Origin of the sequence: Pedobacter africanus (assembly GCF_900176535.1) — a bacterium.
GTDB lineage: Bacteria > Bacteroidota > Bacteroidia > Sphingobacteriales > Sphingobacteriaceae > Pedobacter > Pedobacter africanus.
Genome location: NZ_FWXT01000002.1, coordinates 203,169 through 223,383 on the forward strand (window position 1 = coordinate 203,169; position 20,215 = coordinate 223,383).

Here is a 20,215-nt window from a genome sequence, read left to right on the forward strand (position 1 = left end):
TTGTGTGGGCAAAGATAATAAAAGTTAAGCTTATCTTGTGTTAATTTCTGGATTTCAGCATTGAAATCAGGTTTTCCTTTACCTCAGGCCATTCTTCTACGATAATTGAATAACGTGCCGAATCCCTGGGCTTAAAATCCGCACTCATTTTTTGCGCCCTGAGTATTCCTTCCAATTTTCCGCCTATGCGCTCAATGGCTGCACGCGAACGTTCGTTACGGACGTCGGTATGAAGGCAAACACGTAATGCATTCCAGGTTTCAAAAGCATGGGTGAGCAGCAACAATTTTGCTTCTGTATTGATGCCTGTGCGTATTGCCGTATGTGTTAGCCAGGTATGACCAATTTCGCAAACATCGGGGCTTTTGTTTCCATGTCGTGGGTGCCCTTCGGGCCAGGCCCAGTACTCCATGTTCCAGAAACGGGTAGAGCCTTTTACCAGCCCATCACTCCCTATAATTGCAAAGGGTTCGGAAGTACCGGAACGCTTCATTTTTAGCGCAGTATTGATATAGTCCGTTACGGCTGCCTTACCTTGCGGAACCGGCGTCCATTTAAATAACAATTCATTTCCAGCCGAAGCTTCAGTTAAGCCATCTGTATGGGCATGGCTAAGGGGCTCCAGCCTTACAAAATTTCCTTGCAATATTTTCATATTCATGCCTCAAAGCTAGTAAATTTGCGCTTATGAAGATTTATGCAGAAACCGATCGCATGCTACTGCGGGAGATTCTTTTGAAAGATGCCGCGGCGATGTTTGAAATAAAGCGGGAAGGCTGGAGATGAAGACTTATTTTAATCTGTTCGACTTCAAACAAAAAATCAATTATAAGAACGAAATTCTGGCAGGGCTCACTGTAGCGATGACCATGATGCCGGAGTCTTTGTCTTTTGCTATACTGGCTGGGTTTCCTCCGCTGGCGGGTTTGTACGCTGCTTTTATCATGGGCCTTATCACTTCGGTTTTTGGTGGCAGGCCGGGCCTGATTTCCGGAGGTGCCGGTGCTACAGTTATTGTACTTATCGCGCTGATGAAGTCACATGGTATTGAATATGTTTTTGGAGCAGTAGCTTTGGCGGGTATGATCCAGATCCTGGTAGGGATATTTAAACTGGGCAAGTTCATCAGGCTGGTACCGCAGTCGGTAATGTATGGCTTTGTGAACGGACTGGCGGTTGTTATTTTTATGGCGCAGCTGGAGCAGTTTAAAACAATGGTAAACGGAGCGCCAGTCTGGCTTAGCGGCAGTCCTTTATATATAATGGCCGCGCTTGTGGCACTTACCATAGCTATCGTAATTGTTTTTCCGCGCATCACCAAAACAGTACCACCATCACTTGTAGCCATTGTTATTGTTTTTTTGCTGGTACTTGGCTTTAATATCGATACCAAGACAGTCAAAGACATTGCATCAGTTAGCGGCGGCTTCCCATCATTTCACATTCCGGCCATACCTTTTAACCTGCAGACTTTACAGGTAATTTTTCCCTATGCACTGATTATGGCAGGGGTTGGGCTTACGGAAGGCTTACTGACATTAAACCTGGTAGATGAGATTACAGCCACAAGAGGGGATGGCAACAGGGAAAGTATTGCGCAGGGAGCTGCGAATATTGCCAATGGTTTCTTTTTAGGCATGGGTGGCTGTCCTATGATTGCGCAAACACTGGTTAACCTGTCTGCAGGGGCAAGGGCGCGCCTATCAGGAATCATCGCTTCACTTACCATTCTTTTAATTATTTTAGTTGGGGCCCCGGTTATAGACCGCGTTCCTATGGCTGCATTAACCGGGGTGATGATTATGGTAGCCGTGGGTACCTTTGAATGGGCAAGCTTCAGAATCATTAATAAAATGCCAAAGCAAGATGTATTTGTAGGTATACTGGTAGCACTAATTACCATTTACCTTCATAACCTGGCACTGGCGGTACTGATCGGGGTTATCATTTCGGCATTGGTTTTTGCCTGGGAAAGCGCCAAAAGAATCCGTGCCAGGAAATATATAGATGAAACAACAGGTATTAAACACTATGAGATTTATGGGCCGCTGTTTTTTGCATCTGTTGCCGCTTTCAATGAAAAATTTGATGTAGCTGAAGACCCTCTGGTTGTTGTCATTGACTTTAAAGACAGCAGGGTAGCAGACATGTCGGGTATTGAAGCTTTGAACAAACTTACAGAGCGTTATGCCAAAGCCGGAAAAAAGCTGCAGCTGAAACACCTGAGCCCTGATTGTAAAAGGCTACTGAAAAATGCTGAATCAGTTATTGATGTCAACATTATTGAAGATCCTCAATACAATGTGGCCGGCAGCTGATTAAGCCTTACGGTCCAGTACGTTTCTGATCTTGTTTGCGTGTTCCATCAACTCGGAAAGGTAGGCCCAGTTTTCTTTTTCAATGCATGACTTGAATTTCCTGAGCTGGGTAATGTGCTCATTCAAAACGTCCAGTACATTCTCTTTGTTCTGCTGAAATATAGGTACCCACATGGCCGGGCTACTTTTTGCCAGCCTTACCGTACTTTCAAAACCGGCACTGGCCAGCTCAAAAATTGCGTTTTCTTCTTTCTCCTTTTCCAGAACGGTATTGGCCAGGGCAAAAGAGGTAATGTGGGAAATGTGGCTCACATAGGCTACGTGCACATCATGGTCTTTCCCATCCATATATACATTGTACATACCCAGCAGTGCGTACAGCTGTTCTACAGTTTCCAGCGCATCTTTATCGCTTTCGCTGGCATTACAGATTACGTTGGCCCTGCCGGTAAAGGCCAGCTCGGTTGCGGCTTCCGGTCCGCTGAATTCTGTACCCCACATAGGGTGAGTGGCAATATATCTGCCTCTTTTGGTATGGCCATTTGCGGCCTCAAGCAGCGACATTTTAGTAGACCCGGTATCCAATATAATCTGGTGCTCAACCTGGTCAAGTATGCCTGGTAACAACGCAGCACAGGCACTTACAGGAGCGCTCAGGATGACCAGGTCGCTTACTGCAACCGCCTTATCCAGATCGGTTATTTCATCTACAATTCCCAGCTCCAGTGCCTTCTTTGTGTGTGCTTCCTGATTATCTACACCATATACCTTTGTGGCGAAGCCCTTTTGCTTCAGCACCAAAGCCATGGAACCTCCTATAAGTCCGAGGCCGACTACTGCTATTTTCATTATGTTATGCGTTTAATATTATTTACTGATGCGATTTATCGCCTCTTCAAATCTCGATAGGTCGCCGCAAAGACTGATCCTGATATACCTGTTGCCCTGGCTGCCGAATATACCTCCGGGGGTCAGGAAAACATTCGCCCCATAAAGGACCTCATCGCTAAGGGCATAGGCATCGGCATAGTGTGCCGGTATTTTTGCCCAGACAAAGAGGCCTACCTGGTCCGATGCATAGCTGCAGCCCAATATATCAAGAATACGGTATACTTTGGTTCTGCGTTCGGCATAAATGCTGTTGATGTGGTTGTACCAGTCGCTACCCAGTCCTAATGCTTTTACTGCTGCCAGCTGCATTGGCATAAACATACCCGAATCCATATTGCTTTTAAACCTGAGTACTTCTTCAATCCGTTCTTTAGCTGCACAAAGCATTCCTATGCGCCAACCGGCCATGTTGTGCGATTTGCTCAGGGAGTTTAGCTCCAGTACTACGGCTTTGGCACCGGGTAACTCCATCAAACTTAAGGGGCGGTCATTCAGGATAAAACTATAGGGGTTATCGTGTACCAGCAGGATCTGATGTTTTTTGGCAAAGCCAATCAGCTTTTCGAAGAAACCAGGGCCTGCCTGTCTGCCGGTAGGCATATGCGGGTAATTCACAAACATCAGTTTTACTTTACTCAGATCACTGGCGGAAAGAGCTTCCAGGTCAGGAGACCAGTTTAACTCTTCGTGCAGCTGATAGGTAACAGCTTTACCACCGGCCAGTTTAACTGCGCTGGCATAGGTAGGGTAGCCCGGATCGGGGATCAGCGCTTCGTCGCCCTCGTTCAGATAGGTCATGCAAATGTGCACAATACCTTCTTTTGAGCCAATAAGCGGCAGTATTTCTGTATCCGGATTAAGGTCAACCCTGTACCATTGCCGGTACCAGTCGGCAAAGGCCTGGCGCAATGCCGGAATACCTTTATAGCCCTGGTAGCCATGCACAGTTGGCTTTACAGCCTCTTCCTGCAGCGTCCTGATCACATCAGGATGAGGTGGAAGGTCGGGACTGCCAATGCCCAGGTTAATGATGTTTTTTCCTTCTTTGTTGAGGGAATCTATCTCCCTCAGTTTTTGGGAGAAGTAATACTCGCTAATACCCTCCAGTCTTTTTGCAATCATGATTAAACTTTGTTATCCCTCGGTATGATATTCGTAACTATCATGGAAATAATTTTCTAAATTTATAAAATATTGGACAATTAGATAGATTAATGTCAAATATTTTCTGTGTTTAGAAATTAACAGCACTCAGCCTGCTGTTAACCAGGATGCCATCCGTTATTTTGAGTTCAAATTTTAGATTGCGCTTTGCTTTTAATTTTAAGATAAATAGTTCGTTATCACCAGATAAGGTTTCCTTTTTGCCCACATTTACAAAAGTAGGATACAATGCCCTGGCGCCGTTTGTGTGCAGCCTGTCATAGGTCAGGTTTTCCATCTGTTTCATGTTTATTGACTGTAAGGACATAAATTCATAATCCTGCTGGTTGTAAGGCAAGGCAAAACTTAGCGCATTTACAGATTTAAGACCAGTTCCCTTCACTTTAACCTCAATAATTTCACCTTTATTGTAATTTTGTCTGGCAGTACTTATTTCCAGTTTACCACTGGGCTCATCGGCTTTATTGTTGTCTGCCCCACCTTCAAGCTGGGTAGCCACCACCGAAATGTCGTAGGCATCAATCAGGTTGTTTTTATTGATGTCACCCTTGCTGATGTAACCTTCAAAATCGGCATCACCTTTTCTTAGGCCAGTATAGTTGGTATACGATGTAAGGTCATTTTTATCGATCAACCTGTCGTTATTGATGTCTCCCGGAAGGTAACTTTCTGTACCCGGTACTTTAAAAATGTACAGCTCCCTGCCCGAGCCAAAGCCGCCTACGGCACTGTCAATAGCAATTTTAACATATCGGGCAGTTGGATGGGTGCTGAAATTGAATACTTTAACCTTATCATTGGCCTGCCATTCAAAGTCGCCCGCTGCGGTCCATTCTGCCTTATTGTTGCTATAAGACACTTTTCCTTTTTGTAAGGTGCCATTGCCTCTGCCGGTACGCGGCAGATAGTGGAATTTATCCAGCTGGCTAATGGCTTTAAGGTCTATAACCAGGTCAAAAGGAACAGATTTGGTACCCCATTTGGTGTGCCACAGGTTCCCTTCATCAAAGTCGAACAGTTTGTCAATTTCTGATGAGGATTGGTTTTGTGCTGTTGTTTCGGCAGTAATACCCTGGATGGCAAATTCAAGCGGATTGGATTTTGTGGTAGCTTTAATTTCTGTCCATTCAGAATTTCCATCTTTATTTACTGCCCTCAATTTGAAAGTATATTTGCTTTCGGCAGCAAGCCCTTCAAATAAAAGGGCGGTATCCTTAATTGCTGTGTAATGCATGCCATTGAAATCTATTTCGTAGAAATCTGCATGCTCAACTTTTTCCCAGCTGGGCTTCAAAGTATATGCCTCAGTGTTGTTGTCCAAAACGCGGGCATTCGCAGGCGCTGCCAGCTTTCCTGAAGAATTGCGGTGCTGGTCTGCCGGCTCATATTTGAAACCTGCTACGGCAAGGGTAACACTATTTAAGGTAATGTCCGTTGTAGCCAGTTTTACCAAAAGCTGAGGGTTTTTGGTGATGGGTACTTTTTCGAATTCGCTCCCTTTTGTTGCAAAGTTGTTTAAATTAGGCGCTGCATCGTAGAAATAGGTGTTTTCTTTCCTCAGGAACTCCGGCATTGATCTGGCTTCAGTCAGGTTAACTTTGGCTTTACCTATTTTGGCTAAAATACCTGACGGCTTGGTTGTTAAATTGATCTTAAAAGCTGTAGCTTTCTGTTTTACAAAGCCATTGAAGCTGCCTTTAGCGGTATGTATGGTAACAGTTGCAAGGCCCTTCTGGTCAACTTCAGCAGTAATCAGGGTTGATACCCCTTGCCCAGACCGGTATTGTTCAGTTGTTCCGTCATCGTCGTACTCCGTAAATGCGCTTTTTCCTAAAGGATAGATCTCATAGGTACGGATCTTTTTATTGATCTCGGAGACGTTATTGTTTGGATTTGCCAGCGGAATAATGGCGCCTGCTTTCACAAAAACAGGTAGTTTCCATAGGGGGGCGTCAAAATTATTCAGGATGCAGTTGCCTTTATATTTTTCTCCGGTAAAGTAATCGATCCAAATCCCTTCAGGTAAATAGATGCCGTCACGGATGTCGTTGCCTTTATCGTCTGCCTTGGTAGCCTGGTATATGGGTGCTACCAGAAAATCAGGACCATAGAGGAACTGGTATTGGGTTGCCGTACCCATGGTGTAGGTATTTGGATAGTCGAGGAACATGGCCCTGATCATCGGTAAGCCGGTAACCGCTTCTTTGGCAATGCTGTAGGCGTAGGGCATCAATTCCGATTTAAGCTTTAAATAGGTACGGTTAATAGAGGTTATGGGCTCGCCCAACGCCTGCGGATACTTTTCGTTGCTTCCCCAGCCATCCATATTCAGCTGCATGGGGGTAAAGGTTTTCCACTGAAAATCCCTGGTATTGATGACCGGGTTCTTACCGCCAAAAATGCCGTCCATATCGGAGGTGATATTGGGCTGCCCGGATAACCCGGATCCCAGATAAGTAGGAATATGAAAGCGTATGTATTCCCAAACGCCTCCGGTCTGGTCGCCAGACCATACGCCTGCATACCTTTGTGTGCCTGCCCAGCCGTCAAGTGAAATAATGAACGGCCTGCTGTTATTTCCGTATTGAGACATGATCTGGGCAACATCGCTTACGCCATTAAGACCAAAAGAATAGCCAGCGCCCACCCAGGCTACATCGGTTTTCAATACCCTTACGCCTGCATCCTTTACTTCTTTAATGATATCGCGTTGCAGCAGGGCGCTGATGCCTGCTTTAGGATGAAGATCGGACTGGGTCCATAAGCCAATTTCAACCCCGTTTTTGCGGGCATAATCGCCCAGGCTTTTAAGGTTCCCGATATTTCCGTCCAACGTTTCTGTTTGCCCGTATCCAGCTCCATAACCGTCATTAGGCAGCAGCCAGCCAAAAGGCATGTCATTCTTTTTATAGCGGTCTATCACTGCACGCGCAGAGAATTGGTAATTGTTTTTTTCGCCATTTAATGACTCCTTGATGCCACCGTTGTCTTTCTGGCTTTCCTGGTAACGTTTTCCATCTTCAAATAAAATCCCTTTTTCATTTTCCTTCCAGAAATCCCTGTTGTAAGCGTTGAGGTGTCCCTGGTAAAAACCAAACTTAGGCAGCAGTACCGGGTTTCCGGTAAGCTGATAAAAATCGTTCAAAAGTGCTTTTGCACCATTGTTTATCATGATGAACACATCAAGATACGTTGTTTCATGAGATAGTTTAACCGATCCTTTTTCTTTTGCCCCAAAGTCGTACCTGCCTTTTTTAAAGGTATGCCATAAAACGCCGTATCCATTAGATGACCAGTAGTAAGGGGTCGGTGAGGCTACACCGCCATCTGTCCAGCTGTTCTGGTTTTCTATGGCAATAGCCCTTCCTTTATGTGAAAAGCGGCCATTTTGTACACCACCGCCGTAAAAATATTCCTGTGGGTTTTCTTTTAAAGTTAGTGTGACTGCTTTTGTGTCAAATTTAACCGGGGCAATACTTTCTATAGCCACCGTATGGCTAAGTGGGTTAATAACTTTAAGCAGGGCAGTACGCTTGTCTATCTGAATGTTAACCTTAGGGGTAATTATGGTAATCAGATTTGTATCTTCCGATACACTTAGTTTAGCAACAGGCTTTCTCGGGTTAGCAACCAATATTTTTGCCTCAGGTTTTGCCTCGGGATCTCTCATGGCTCCGCCCGAATTGTCCTGAAACAATCTGAATATATTGTCACCGTAAAAATCCAGTAGCATTTTTTGCTTGTTGGAAAGCAACACTTCAATTACAGTTGGGCTTATTTTCTTTGCACTGATTGCCTTCGGGTTTTCGGGGGCGCTATGCTGTGCTGCGGCCGTTTTTTTCTGTGCAATGCTGTTTGTGCCTGCCAATATTAACGGCAGGGCCAGCAGTAGTATGGCTGTACGTTTTAATTCAGGTCTGAAAAGTGGTTTCATGTTGGTTGTGTTCTTCTCAGGTAAAGTTATACAATACCGCAGGGAAGCATTGTCCGAAAATTGTATAAATAGCGCGCAAACGTTTGCAAAGCCAGTCAGAAGCAGAAATAATCCATCTGCTTTGGCTAGATTTGCAATCCTGAAATTGAATAATGCTTAAACTTATACTCCATACCTATAAAACATCCTTTAGCGGCTTAAGCCGCGAGACCTGGTTGCTTAGCATCGTGATGATGTTTAACCGTTGCGGAAGCATGGCGGTACCTTTTATGGGGCTATACGTAACCCAAAGCCTGCACCGTTCTGAAGTAGATGCCGGCTTAATCATTACGCTGTTTGGCATAGGCTCAATTTTAGGCTCCGCAATGGGAGGTAAGCTTACAGATCTCATTGGTTTCAGGCCGGTACAGATCCTCTCGTCCATTATCGGGGGAATCCTGTTTATCCTATTTTCCACCATTAGCCATTTTTCCACCCTTTGTATTTTAACTGTAGTCATCAGTTTTTTTTCTGATGCTTTCAGGCCGGCAAACTTTACCGCGGTAGTTTCCTATGCAAAAGAAGGCACTACCACACGTTCCTATTCCCTAAACAGGCTGGCTACCAATATCGGCTGGTCTGTGGGCATCAGTATGGCCGGTATCATTGCTTCTATAAATTACAAATTGCTCTTTATTGTAGAAGGGGCAGTAAGTATCCTGGTTGGTCTTTCCATTCTGTTCTTTTTGCCTAAAGTTCAGGGGTTCATAAAAAAGGCTAAAGAGAATAGGACCACGCAGGTTATTGCCAAACCCTGGCAGGACATTTTCTACGTGAAGTTCATTCTGCTTACCACCATATTTATTACCTGTGCATTTTTAATGTTCAGGGTTGTACCCGTCTTTTTTAAAGAACAATGGCATATAGATGAATTTGCTATTGGTATTATTATGGGAATAAATGGGGCTGTCATTGCACTTTTTGAAATGATCATGATCAACAGAATCGAAAAAAGGCGCTCACCCATGTTCTTCATTATTATTGGTGCTGTTTTCTTTGCAAGTTCATACCTGTTGCTGAGCATCCCGCTCATCTTTCATATAGCTGTAGCCGTGCTGGTGATGATTGTTTTTACCGTAGGCGAGATGTTGGTGCTGCCTTTTATCAATACGGTGGTGGTTAGCAGGAGCAACGAGTATAACAGGGGATTGTATGCCGCAGGTTATACCTTAAGCTGGTCGGTTGCCCAGGTTGTTGGGCCGCTAACAGGCTTTTACATTGCCAGGGAACTGGGCTATAACTGGCTTTGGGCGGGCATTGCTTTTCTTTTGTTGCTGTGTGCCTACGCATTCAGGTTGCTGGATAAAAGACATTGATTAAATTTACAGTAACAAATTGTGTAGATTTAATTAAAAAGGTAATGAATACTGATATACAAGCTTATAATGATGCCCAATCTGAAGTATATAAAGAAATCTGCAACAAACTGGCTTCAGAGATCAACAAAAATCTTACTGAAGCAGAAAGTAAAATATGGCATGCACATCCGGTTTGGTTTTTAGATGGAAACCCTATAGTAGGGTACAGTAAATTAAAAGCAGGCATACGCCTGATGTTCTGGAGCGGGGCCGATTTTGATGAGGAGCAGCTTAAAATAAACACAGGTAAATTTAAAGATGCTTCCATAACCTACACCAATGCCGGTGAGGTCAATATAGCCGATCTGAAACGCTGGCTCGAAAAATCCAGAGGAATACAATGGGACTATAAAAACATAGTTAAAAGAAAGGGTGCACTGCTACGTTTGAAATAGATGCAGCTCAGGACTTAAAAGATTGCTTTTACGATCTTTACCATTGCAACAGCAAGCAGTCCTGCAATTAATCCTAACAATGTCTCCTTAATTATTGAAGGAACCGTTGGCAGTAAATGGTGTAAAAAGTCGATGTTATGTGCAAATATACCACCTGCAACCAAAATCAGGGCTATTGTTCCAACTACTGCAAGTATCCTGATGATGACAGGAAGTGATTTCACCAATATATGGCCCATGCTGGCAACCAGGCCTTTGTCGCCCGAGCGTTTGATCAGTTTATAGCCTGCATCATCCATTCGTACAATGATGGCAACTATACCATAAACACCAACTGTAGCCAGTAAAGCCACCACAGATACGGTTAGGATCTGCAGGCTAAGGCTTTCTGTAAGCACGGTTCCCAAGGCGATGATTACAATCTCGATAGACAAGATAAAATCAGTCATGATGGCCGATTTTACTTTTGCTTTTTCAGCATCCTTACCATCCTGTTTAATTTCAGCCACTACCTCATGGCCTTCTTTCTGGCGGTGAAAGAAGTATTCGATTATTTTTTCTACGCCTTCATAGGCCAGGTAAACCCCTCCAAGGATCAGGATGACTTTAATGGCAATCGGGAAAAATGCATTTAGCAGCAGTGCAATCGGAACAATAATCAGTTTGTTGATGAAAGAACCTTTGGTAATTGCCCACAGTACAGGTAGTTCCCTTGAAGAAAGGAAACCGGTAGCTTTTTCTGCATTTACCGCCAAATCATCTCCTAAAATTCCCGCTGTTTTTTTTGTTGCAATTTTAGCTGTTACCGCAACATCATCCATTAAGGCAGCTATATCGTCTAAAATCGCAAAAATGCCTGAAGCCATATGTTATTTCATTAATAAAGCCGCAAAATATCCTTTAAACCTGATATTGGGAAAAAAAGATGATAATTTATGATGTGCCCGGTTTGGTTTTTTTCTTTGATGACCTTGCTTTAGGGTTAAAAGCCAGGCAAAGGTCTAGCCAGTATTTTAGTTTGTTCTGGTTATCTAAGGCTGTATCCTCTACATAAACATAGTCTTTCATCACGCGGCCATTGCTCATCATATTCCTGCAGTTACCTTCTTCCAATACTGTTTCTACTTTTTCTGCACCAATGCGGCACAAGAGTTCTGTACCCGAAACGCAGATACACATTTTATCATCCACCATAAAGCATATTCCGCTAAACATTTCCTTTTCCGTCACATCATCACGGTCGGAGAGCAGGATGCGCACACGATTAGCTAGCTGTTCATTGTAGGCCATAGTTTTGGTTTTAGCTGTGCTTCAAATGTAATAAATTTGAACCGATGTGTAGCGTTTGGCTACTTTGTTACGTATAAGCACCAAACCAACCATTAATTGTATGATCAAACCATTAACCATTATCCTTGCTGTTGCTGTATTATTTGTTGTAAGCTGTAAAAAGAAAGAAGGGCCTACAGTTACTGAACTAGGAAATATGGCTGAAGCCAAGCTGAATGAAATTAAAACATTGAGCGCTGGTATACCCTGTGCCCAGCTAAACGATGTAGCCGTCAAAGAAATTTCTGAGGGCTGTTCAGCAGCTTATTATCTTGTTAAGTCTTCAGACCTGACCCGGTTTGAGCAATTAAAAAAAGAATATTTTGATTTGCTGCGCAGACAAACCGATGCGATGGTAAAACAAGGTATTATCATTGATCCTTGCTTTGAGTCTTACTGGATAGCAGAGCAGCCTATAAAAACAATCTGTAATTCCTTTGACCTCAAACTGATTACCTCTCAGAATATCAGTATCGAAGAGGCCAAGCCACTTGCAGACCAGACTTACCAGGAAATAAAAACTATCATAGATGCGCAGACCTGCACCGGTGAAGCAGACTGGACCTATACCGTTTTAATTAAAGATAGAATAGGAAACGTAGAATATGTACCTTATCTCAGGTCCAGGGATTATTCGGTACTTAAGAAAAAAATATCGCTTTACAATAGGTTAAGGGCCAGGATTATTACCGAGCAAGCACCGGCTGATTATGTTCCGAACAAATCGCAGGTAGAAAAGATAGAATGTGTAAATGGCAAGCCTGTAGTGAAACTGAAGAATTAAATCCGACCATATTAGAATTAGAAGGGGCTGCATCATTTACCTATGATACAGCCCCTTTCTCATTTGGGTTATTTAGTGGAAAACTGTAAGGTTAGGGAAATAGATCTTGGTAAAATCAGTAGTAACCCCATCTCCGCCATATTTGATTTTCTTAACCAGTTCACCGGTTGAAGCGTTGTAAATCAGCAGGAAATTAACGGTTGATGCGGCGCCATAGCCTTGTATCCCATTTACAACAATATAATCTTTGTTTTTATCATACCTGATAGCGCCATAAACCATAAAGGAATTTTCTGCAATGGTAATAAAAGGCTGTGCCAGCGATGCGGTATTGCCATCTACGTATTTATAAATGGCTTTTCCTGAATGATAAAAAACAGCATTTTCTTTTGTAGAAGCGGTAAGGCGGGTTGGCGCATCCAGGCCAAATGAGCCAACACTTACTTTAAGCGCTACACCGGTTGTATCCAGGTTGTTGTCTATTGCAATAAGACGGCTGCCCGTAGAGGCCCATACTTTACCGTTTGGCGTTTGTGCAAATCCGCGGTTGATATTGGAAAAGCTTTTTACCAGTGAATAGTTGCCGGCATTGACAATTTGAGCTCCATTACTTTGCAGTAAATAAACATAATTGCCATTTTTCCACATGTCGCCTGTATTTACAGCACCTACAGTGGTTAATTTGTTTTGTATGGTAAGTGAGGCCAGATCTACCTGGTATACACCATCGTTTGCACTTACCAATCCGCGGTTACCATCCACCTGTATCATGCTTCTCCAGTTGCTGGTTTCTGGCGCATAACGGGCCTCTTCTTTCAGGGTTAATGCATTTACTTTCACAATAGGGCCATTCATTTTACACATCAGGTAAATGCTGCCATTGATTACTGAAGCAAATTGCAGTGTGCTTGTTTTAGCAGCATTGGATAATATTTTATCAGGGTTTTCTTTCTCATATGCCCTTACTGCCACGGTATCATCCCCATATCTGTAAAAATTAACAGCGCCAGAGTTTTTCCCTATAGACCCTTCACCAATGATGAAGAAACCGTTTTCATAAGGGGCCACTTCCGGATCAACAGGGGTAGGGTCAGTGTTTTCCTTTTTACAGGCTTGTAAGGCTGCAGTTAAAAGAAGCCCGGCAGCAAAAAGTTGTTTAATGTTTAAGTGTTTCATGTATTTATTTATTGTTTGTTACAGTTTGCGCTGTCGGAAAAATGGCAAACGAACGGACATGCAATAAATACAGTACAATAACGCATCAATAGGTTACTATTAGTATCAATCGTGTTCTCATTCCAGCTTCAATCCCCGAAAGCTATGAAATCATTAATGCTGAAGGCAGGTCTCCTGACTTGCGCCCGGTTTTCCGCCTTCCCATTACACCTTATGTGGAACAGTGGCCAGATTAGAAAACCGTTTAAGCGCTTACAGTTGCGGGACAGTTACGGATTTTCACCGTATTCCCTTTTAATCCCGGGTGTAGATCCGGGAACCAAAAGCGTTGCAAAGGTAATAAAATAAGGGACATCTGGTAAAAATTACCTGGCTAAAGCCGAACAAAAGGCATCCAGAGTAAGATAAGTAAAGTTTTTTTTCTATAATTGACAATAAAACCACTCTAACCAGTTATACGCTAAATGAAAATTAAATCTCTTTTAATACTCTCCCTGTGCTTAGGTACAAAATTAAGTGCGCAGGTTACCGTCAACAATGCATGGAATAAGTTTTTTCAAAATGACCGTCAGACTTCCCGTGGCCTGTTCTTACAGCTCCTGAAAGATCCGAAAACACTTAATGATGCCTGTATAGGTCTATGCTTTATCTCGGAGATGGACAGGCGGAATGATGAGGCTTTTACCTATCTTAATAAACTTTATACAGGTTCTAAAAAGCCGGAACCCTATTTGTTTGCCTTATGGGGAAGTGCAGCAAATTATAGCGGGCACAAAAAATCTGCTGCGCAGATGTCGCATTACACCAACTTAACCCAAAGAAAAGACATTGACGGAACGCTGCCCGCAATGGCTTTTTCGCTAATCGGAAAACATCACCAGGAGCATAAAAATTATGAACTGGCAAATAAGGCTTATGCGCAGCTTGGGGAACTTGAAAACTGGTTAATTACAGGTGAATATGAGAATGTTTCTACCAGTGGATTTGACAAGGTATATGATGTTATAGACCACCCGGAACTTGAGGCGAGTTTTTCCGGGAAAAACAACCGGCGGTTTGGCTGGAGAACCGTGCCTTATACGAGGCTAGACAAATGGTTTGATTTTTCATATTATAACAGCTATAAAAATTCTATTCAGTTTGCACAGACCTTTGTAAAAAGCCCTGCAAGTATTACGGCTCAGTTAAGGACAGGTGTTTCTGGTTCTGTTAAGGTCTGGGTAAATGACCAATTGATATTTAGCGAAGCCGAAGAGAGAAATAACGACCTGGATTCCTATATCAATTCAATAAAATTGAATGAAGGGTATAACAGGATACTTGTTCAGATCGGGGAGAGTTATGCGAACAGGTCTAATTTTATGATCCGTATAACGGACGAAAAAGGAAAAGCACTGACCAATATCAGTACTACAGCCACACCTCAAAAGTATACCAGGGAAACAGCTTTTGTATCTACCAATATAAAACCTGTGGCCTTTAATTACTTTGAAACAGAGCTGAAAAGGCAACCCAATAACTACCTTAACCAATTGATGCTTGCAAAGCTTTACCTCAGACTGGGCAATATTTATGAATGCAGAATCTTGCTTGAAAAGCTAAAGAAGCAATTTCCGCAGAGTACCTATCTGAATATAATGTTTATAGATCTGTTTTCGAAAGTAGACAACAGAACAGGTATTGAGATGCTCCAGGAAGCCATTAAAACGAATGATCCTGAAAGCGCTTACGCACTTGAGCTTATTTACAACGAGTATCTCAACCAGAAAGATTATAATAATGCAGCTGCTATTATTACCAAACTGGAAAAGATATACGGCGAGAATGAAAATATCTACATGAAAAAAATTGCTGTTTCAGGGAAACTCAAAAACCACCAGGAGACAATTGATCTTGCAGAAAAATCATACCTGCGGTTTCCAAACTTTCCGGATATTGTAGGGGTGAAATATGCTATCGAAAAAGAAGTTAAAAAGAACCCGAATGCAACAGCAATTTTAGAGAAATATGTTGCTGAAAACGATGATTACTCTTCAGCAAAATACTTGGCCCAGCTCTATTTTGATAAGGGAGAGACAGAAAAGGGGTTATCAGTTTATAAGGACGAAATAAAGAACGATCCAATAGCTTTTGCTGTATATACAGACCTTGCGGCGCAGTATTATAACCTGCAACAATATGCTGATGCAGAGAAAGTGTACTTACAAGCTTTACAGATCGATCCCAATGACGCCGATACCTATGCTTCACTTGGCCACATATACAACGCAAATAAAGAAAAGGAAAAAAGTATCCAGGCCTATACTACAACGCTACAGATAAATCCGAACAATTATGACGCTATACAGGAATTGAGGAGATTACAACAGAAAAAAGCTGTTTTTGATTATTTTGAGCAGCCGGATATCAAAACGATTATCGGCGCTGCACCAAAAGCGAGTAATTATCCTGAGGACCAGTTGCTCGTTTTGCACAGAGAAGTGCAGAAGGTAGTTTATGAACATGGCGGATCCGAAGAAAAACATTTTGATGTGACAAAAGTGCTTACCCAAAAGGGCCTGGAATCTTTTACTGAGTATTATATACCCTATAATAATGATCAGAACTATAATGTTGAAATTGCTGAGGTTATTAAGGCTAACGGGACTAAGGTGCCGGCAGAACAAAATCAGAACCACCTGGTGTTTACCAATCTTGAAGTAGGTGATGTAGTGAACCTCAGGTATACGATTGAAAACTATTCGAGTGGGCAAATGGCCTCACAATTCTCAGATTCATTTTATTTCAGCTACGGCTTGTCTTTCATCAATAAGAAATATGCTTTACTGATACACCAGAATAAGCCGTTTAAGTATGTCTTTTCAAAAAATCCAATCGATCCTGTAAAGACAAAAAAGGACGAGTTCGACCTTTATGTATGGGAACAGCAAAATCAGAAAGCATTGCTTTATGAAGATAAAATGCCTCCTTCTGAAGATGTAGTAAACAAACTCTATGTGTCTTCTATCCCAAACTGGCAGTTCGTTGCAGACTGGTATAACAATATTGCAACGGCAAAGGCACGTAGCAGCTATGAGGTAAAGCAGGTGGTGAAAGAGCTCTTTGCCAATCAGAAAAATACAGATCAACTTACAAAAATCAAGATGATCTATAATTACATCACGCGTAACATTGCTTATAGCTCAATACCTTTCAGACAAAATGGAGTAATTCCTCAGAATCCCGCTTCAGTGATCAATACACGCATTGGCGACTGTAAGGATGTTTCTACACTATTTGTAGCCATGTGTAAAGAGGCGGGAATAGATGCGACGCTGGCTTTGGTAAGCACGCGCGATAACGGGCAAAGTACCCTGCCGCTTCCTAGTATAGACTTTAACCATTGCATTGCAAAGGCAATAATAAATAAGCAGGATTACTGGGTGGAGCTTACTTCAGGAAGTTTGCCATTTAACACCTTTAACACTGGTTTTATCAATTCGAACGTATTGGAGATTAATAAAGCGTCCAATGAACTGATCAGATTTAATCCTTCACTGAGGGGGCGCAATACCTTCAGCTATCAAACGGTAGTGAAAATTGACAATGCCAATATGATGGTTTCTGAAACCAATCAAAATACCGGATCAGCGGTAAGTTACCTGCGTTCTGTATTTACAGATCTCAGCAGCAAGGACCAGCTAAAGAAAATGAAAGAGCAGATCAGTGCAGTTTACCCTGAAAACGAAGTTTATTCGCTTAGTTTTACCAATCTTGATGCTTCCGGTGCAACCTCAGATACATTGGGCACTTCCAGTTCCTATAAGCTGATCAACGTAAATAAACCTGTAGCCGGAATGATGATTTTTTCTATTCCCTGGTCTAACAGGATCTCTGCTTCCAATTTGCAGATTCTTCCCGAACGGAAATTTGGTATAGACCTTACGCAGCTATTCTCAATGGATGAATCCAGACAGGAATTAACTTTGGAACTGCCTGCTGATATGAGCCTGGTACAGATACCTAAGAATATTCATGTTTCCAATGACTTTGTGGATTTTAAACTGGAAAGTACGCAAAGCGGTAATAAAATTTCTTTGAAGCGAAGCTTCATGTTAAAAAATGATTTTGTACCCCTGGATAAGGTAGAATCTTTTAATGCGTCTTATAAGCAAATTGCTGAAGCCGACGAACAGCAGCTGGCAATGAAATAAATAAAATGAAACGGGGAATTCTGTGTATTTATTTCTCCATAAATAAATTACCGGAACAACTCAGGTATTGAAAACAAGTTTTAAATGCATATTTAACGAACGGCATAACATCTGCATGTAGGGAGTCAAACAAACCAAACATGAAGTATTTATCAAACGTTCTCTTAAACGTTCTCGCGTGCATTCTCCTGCTCCAGCTGAGCAGCTGCATTAAACAGGAGATTGAGCCTGAATTACTTTCTCCGGACTTAAGTGATTTTAGTATCGGAGCAAAAAGAATGGGAGAAGCAGCTTTTACATTGGTTAATCCAAAAAGTAAAAGCGATGGAAGTTTTATATTTAAAACAAGCGATACCGGAGTAGTGAATATAAAAGGTAACGTGGTTACAATCAGGAGCAACGGTAACTGCACCATTACTGCGGTACAGCTCGCTACCAATACATTTAAGAGAGATTCAATAAAAGCAACTTTTCAAATTGGCCAGAAGATGAGCCCTGTAACCAGTGTTTTTACCCTCCCTGAAAAGAAAGTGGGTGATGCACCGTTTGAGATTGCAGGCCCCGCTACCAATAGCGATGGGACCATTTCCTACACCAGCAGCCATCCGAATGTTGCCAGTGTGGTGGGAAAAACGGTGCAGATTAAATCTGCAGGAAAAACAGTGATCACCTGGTCTCAGGCCGAGAGCGGAATCTATAAGGCTTGTACGCTTAGTGCCGAACTGGTGGTGATTGATCCTCCTGTTGTGGAAAATACGGTAACCGATATTGATGGTAACGTATATAAAACCATTAAGATAGGCACGCAAACCTGGATGATGGAGAACCTCAAAACCACCCGTTACAACGATGGAACAGCTATGACTTTTGCAACAGATCGGGTAGCCTGGAGTTCAAGTACTTCTGCTGCATATTGCAGTTATGAAAATAAAAAGGAAAATGCTGATACCTATGGCTATCTGTATAACTGGGAAGCTGCACATAACTCCAAAATAGCCCCGGCCGGATGGCATGTTCCCAGTGATGACGAATGGAAGGTGTTGTACAATTACATCGGCGGAAGAAGAGAGGATGGTGCAAAAATCCAGCAGACTGGTACTGCATATTGGGAAGTTGATACCAAACCTTCTAACATTACTTTGTTTACAGCGCTTCCGGGTGGCCGAAGAACTGAATCAGGTGTTTTCTCAAGTATAGGATGGAACGGCATGTGGTGGACCTCAACAAGAACGGGTGGGGGACTTGCAGTTTATTACGATCTTTATGTAAAAGGATATATCGAACGGCATGAAACATACACATATTCGGGATTCTCTATCCGTTGTATAAAAGACTAACCATCATCTGTTATAGGGGACTTCGTTGATCCAGCGAAAGCCCCTGCCGGTAAGCTCAAATGATTTCTTTTTAAGAATTAAGGTAGCCGGTTTACCGAAAAAATCGCCTTTCAGCACTATTCTGTCGTGATCTGCTAGGGTATAATTTAAAGTATGATTTACATTAGGATCATCAGTAAAGCTGATCTGAACAGATTTGGCAAGGGTATCCAGTTTGTATTTATACCAGGCTTTTTGGCTATTTGCAGCATTGGCCAGTCCATAATTGCGATCTTCAAAGGTAAGCTGTGTCCATTTAGGCTGTAAATCTGCGCTGTCGGCTTGTTTCTGATCTGCCCATGTTAGCTCTTCTATATCAAAAATCCCGTTCATGGCATGTTGTTGAGTCGACCTGGCACCAAACCACTCTAGTTTTAAAGCGATAAATAAGGGCAGCGCGGCATATAGCAGTATTATGGCATATTTGACAAGCAGTTTTGAAATGCGCATCCACCTGGTTTTAAACACAGGAGTCTTAAGAAAATTTAGCCCAACTGTTTCGCCTTTAAAAAAGAACCTGAACATTTGAATGATGTTTGGTGAAAGTATGGTGAGGCACATCAGCATTAAACCTGTACTTAGAATTTTTACAGGCACATCAAAGCAATAATTGATGGCCACAATATTGGCTGTGGTCATGAGGCATAGAAAAGCACCTATGGTGGCTGTTTTCCTAAAAAACAACAGAAAGCCCATCAGCTCGGCAAAGCACATAAACCATTTATAGCCTTTTGAGTAGCTTAGAAAGCTCCAGGCAAGGCCCATAGGCGATGAATCGCCATAGGTAGAAAACAGCCGGTAGGAACTGAGTGCAGGAAATTGCCCGTCGTTAAGTTTGGCAAGGCCATAAGATACCAGCATCAGGCCTACATAAAACCTGAGTACCGTTATAAGCCAATAAAGAAGCTGATTGTAACTTTTCCTTTTGTAATCTAATGCTGACCAGATCAGTGTTCCGAAGACCGAGCAAATAAATATACAAAGGAGCAGTACATAATGGTAGGTGGTATCGCCGCTGCCGTTAATGGTGGTGCTAACGGGCTCCGAAACGTTTAAAAACCGCGTAGCAACCCATGGAATAAACTTATGCAGTACAGGTGTTGTAAACTGTTGTATGTAGTAAAGGAAGGGAAAGGCACCGTTAAAACAGTACACAAAAAGCATCCAAAACAGGAAGGCAAACCTTATGGAAATCAGTGCCGCAGTTTTTGTAATATTCATTTCTGAAAAGGTTAATCAATTAATTAAAGATAGATTA

14 protein-coding genes and 1 riboswitch are annotated in these 20,215 nt (G+C 42.5%); of the genes, 6 read left to right on the forward strand and 8 right to left on the reverse strand.

Annotated elements, in window-relative coordinates; translation table 11 throughout:
- Nucleotides 1-40: 40 nt before the first annotated feature.
- Nucleotides 41-655 (reverse strand): GNAT family N-acetyltransferase, encoded by a 615-nt coding sequence (locus B9A91_RS15225; protein ID WP_235012574.1) that lies wholly within the window; start codon nucleotides 653-655, stop codon nucleotides 41-43.
- Between the two features lie 127 nt (nucleotides 656-782).
- Between B9A91_RS15225 and B9A91_RS15230 the strand changes: the two genes are divergently transcribed.
- Nucleotides 783-2,318: a SulP family inorganic anion transporter gene (locus tag B9A91_RS15230; protein ID WP_084239873.1), complete on the forward strand. Its 1,536-nt coding sequence runs from the start codon at nucleotides 783-785 to the stop codon at nucleotides 2,316-2,318.
- Here the strand turns inward: B9A91_RS15230 and B9A91_RS15235 are convergent, their stop codons facing one another.
- The 3 genes from B9A91_RS15235 to B9A91_RS15245 all read right to left on the reverse strand — a co-directional run bounded on the left by B9A91_RS15235 (nucleotide 2,319) and on the right by B9A91_RS15245 (nucleotide 8,307).
- Nucleotides 2,319-3,167, reverse strand: a complete 849-nt coding sequence (locus B9A91_RS15235) for a prephenate dehydrogenase (RefSeq protein ID WP_084239874.1) — start codon at nucleotides 3,165-3,167, stop codon at nucleotides 2,319-2,321.
- An 18-nt stretch (nucleotides 3,168-3,185) separates the two neighbouring features.
- Complete coding sequence (locus tag B9A91_RS15240) at nucleotides 3,186-4,331, reverse strand: pyridoxal phosphate-dependent aminotransferase (RefSeq protein ID WP_084239875.1); 1,146 nt, start codon at nucleotides 4,329-4,331, stop codon at nucleotides 3,186-3,188.
- A gap of 112 nt (nucleotides 4,332-4,443) precedes the next feature.
- Nucleotides 4,444-8,307: a TIM-barrel domain-containing protein gene (locus B9A91_RS15245; protein WP_084239876.1), complete on the reverse strand. Its 3,864-nt coding sequence runs from the start codon at nucleotides 8,305-8,307 to the stop codon at nucleotides 4,444-4,446.
- A 152-nt stretch (nucleotides 8,308-8,459) separates the two neighbouring features.
- Here B9A91_RS15245 and B9A91_RS15250 point away from each other — a divergent pair, with 152 nt between their 5' ends.
- Complete coding sequence (locus B9A91_RS15250; protein WP_084239877.1) at nucleotides 8,460-9,662, forward strand: MFS transporter; 1,203 nt, start codon at nucleotides 8,460-8,462, stop codon at nucleotides 9,660-9,662.
- A 44-nt stretch (nucleotides 9,663-9,706) separates the two neighbouring features.
- Entirely contained in the window at nucleotides 9,707-10,099 is a 393-nt protein-coding gene (locus B9A91_RS15255) for a DUF1801 domain-containing protein (protein ID WP_084239878.1), read from the forward strand.
- A gap of 14 nt (nucleotides 10,100-10,113) precedes the next feature.
- On the opposite strand, the gene B9A91_RS15260 is transcribed toward B9A91_RS15255, so the two are convergent.
- Nucleotides 10,114-10,965, reverse strand: a complete 852-nt coding sequence (locus B9A91_RS15260) for a DUF808 domain-containing protein (RefSeq protein ID WP_084239879.1) — start codon at nucleotides 10,963-10,965, stop codon at nucleotides 10,114-10,116.
- Nucleotides 10,966-11,032: 67 nt separating this feature from the next.
- The gene (locus B9A91_RS15265) at nucleotides 11,033-11,389 is read right to left on the reverse strand and encodes a TfoX/Sxy family protein (protein WP_084239880.1); all 357 of its coding nucleotides are present in this window, start codon (nucleotides 11,387-11,389) and stop codon (nucleotides 11,033-11,035) included.
- A 100-nt stretch (nucleotides 11,390-11,489) separates the two neighbouring features.
- Here B9A91_RS15265 and B9A91_RS15270 point away from each other — a divergent pair, with 100 nt between their 5' ends.
- The gene (locus B9A91_RS15270; RefSeq protein ID WP_084239881.1) at nucleotides 11,490-12,212 is read left to right on the forward strand and encodes a hypothetical protein; all 723 of its coding nucleotides are present in this window, start codon (nucleotides 11,490-11,492) and stop codon (nucleotides 12,210-12,212) included.
- Between the two features lie 72 nt (nucleotides 12,213-12,284).
- Here the strand turns inward: B9A91_RS15270 and B9A91_RS15275 are convergent, their stop codons facing one another.
- Nucleotides 12,285-13,388: a DUF5074 domain-containing protein gene (locus B9A91_RS15275; RefSeq protein ID WP_084239882.1), complete on the reverse strand. Its 1,104-nt coding sequence runs from the start codon at nucleotides 13,386-13,388 to the stop codon at nucleotides 12,285-12,287.
- Nucleotides 13,389-13,535: 147 nt separating this feature from the next.
- A riboswitch (cobalamin riboswitch) is annotated at nucleotides 13,536-13,727 on the reverse strand.
- Between the two features lie 125 nt (nucleotides 13,728-13,852).
- On the opposite strand from B9A91_RS15275, the gene B9A91_RS15280 reads away from it, so the two are divergent.
- Complete coding sequence (locus B9A91_RS15280; RefSeq protein ID WP_084239883.1) at nucleotides 13,853-17,581, forward strand: DUF3857 domain-containing protein; 3,729 nt, start codon at nucleotides 13,853-13,855, stop codon at nucleotides 17,579-17,581.
- Nucleotides 17,582-17,721: 140 nt separating this feature from the next.
- Nucleotides 17,722-18,918: a fibrobacter succinogenes major paralogous domain-containing protein gene (locus tag B9A91_RS15285; RefSeq protein ID WP_084239884.1), complete on the forward strand. Its 1,197-nt coding sequence runs from the start codon at nucleotides 17,722-17,724 to the stop codon at nucleotides 18,916-18,918.
- Nucleotides 18,919-18,921: 3 nt separating this feature from the next.
- On the opposite strand, the gene B9A91_RS15290 is transcribed toward B9A91_RS15285, so the two are convergent.
- Nucleotides 18,922-20,178, reverse strand: coding sequence for a hypothetical protein (locus B9A91_RS15290; RefSeq protein WP_084239885.1), 1,257 nt, complete (start codon nucleotides 20,176-20,178; stop codon nucleotides 18,922-18,924).
- Nucleotides 20,179-20,215: the final 37 nt, after the last annotated feature.

Excerpts from the sequence above, each read along its gene's own strand:
- B9A91_RS15225 (WP_235012574.1), bottom strand. The coding sequence starts at position 655 with ATGAAAATATTGCAAGGAAATTTTGTAAGGCTGGAGCCCCTTAGCCAT.
- B9A91_RS15230 (WP_084239873.1), top strand. The coding sequence starts at position 783 with ATGAAGACTTATTTTAATCTGTTCGACTTCAAACAAAAAATCAATTAT.
- B9A91_RS15235 (WP_084239874.1), bottom strand. The coding sequence starts at position 3,167 with ATGAAAATAGCAGTAGTCGGCCTCGGACTTATAGGAGGTTCCATGGCT.
- B9A91_RS15240 (WP_084239875.1), bottom strand. The coding sequence starts at position 4,331 with ATGATTGCAAAAAGACTGGAGGGTATTAGCGAGTATTACTTCTCCCAA.
- B9A91_RS15245 (WP_084239876.1), bottom strand. The coding sequence starts at position 8,307 with ATGAAACCACTTTTCAGACCTGAATTAAAACGTACAGCCATACTACTG.
- B9A91_RS15250 (WP_084239877.1), top strand. The coding sequence starts at position 8,460 with ATGCTTAAACTTATACTCCATACCTATAAAACATCCTTTAGCGGCTTA.
- B9A91_RS15255 (WP_084239878.1), top strand. The coding sequence starts at position 9,707 with ATGAATACTGATATACAAGCTTATAATGATGCCCAATCTGAAGTATAT.
- B9A91_RS15260 (WP_084239879.1), bottom strand. The coding sequence starts at position 10,965 with ATGGCTTCAGGCATTTTTGCGATTTTAGACGATATAGCTGCCTTAATG.
- B9A91_RS15265 (WP_084239880.1), bottom strand. The coding sequence starts at position 11,389 with ATGGCCTACAATGAACAGCTAGCTAATCGTGTGCGCATCCTGCTCTCC.
- B9A91_RS15270 (WP_084239881.1), top strand. The coding sequence starts at position 11,490 with ATGATCAAACCATTAACCATTATCCTTGCTGTTGCTGTATTATTTGTT.
- B9A91_RS15275 (WP_084239882.1), bottom strand. The coding sequence starts at position 13,388 with ATGAAACACTTAAACATTAAACAACTTTTTGCTGCCGGGCTTCTTTTA.
- B9A91_RS15280 (WP_084239883.1), top strand. The coding sequence starts at position 13,853 with ATGAAAATTAAATCTCTTTTAATACTCTCCCTGTGCTTAGGTACAAAA.
- B9A91_RS15285 (WP_084239884.1), top strand. The coding sequence starts at position 17,722 with ATGAAGTATTTATCAAACGTTCTCTTAAACGTTCTCGCGTGCATTCTC.
- B9A91_RS15290 (WP_084239885.1), bottom strand. The coding sequence starts at position 20,178 with ATGAATATTACAAAAACTGCGGCACTGATTTCCATAAGGTTTGCCTTC.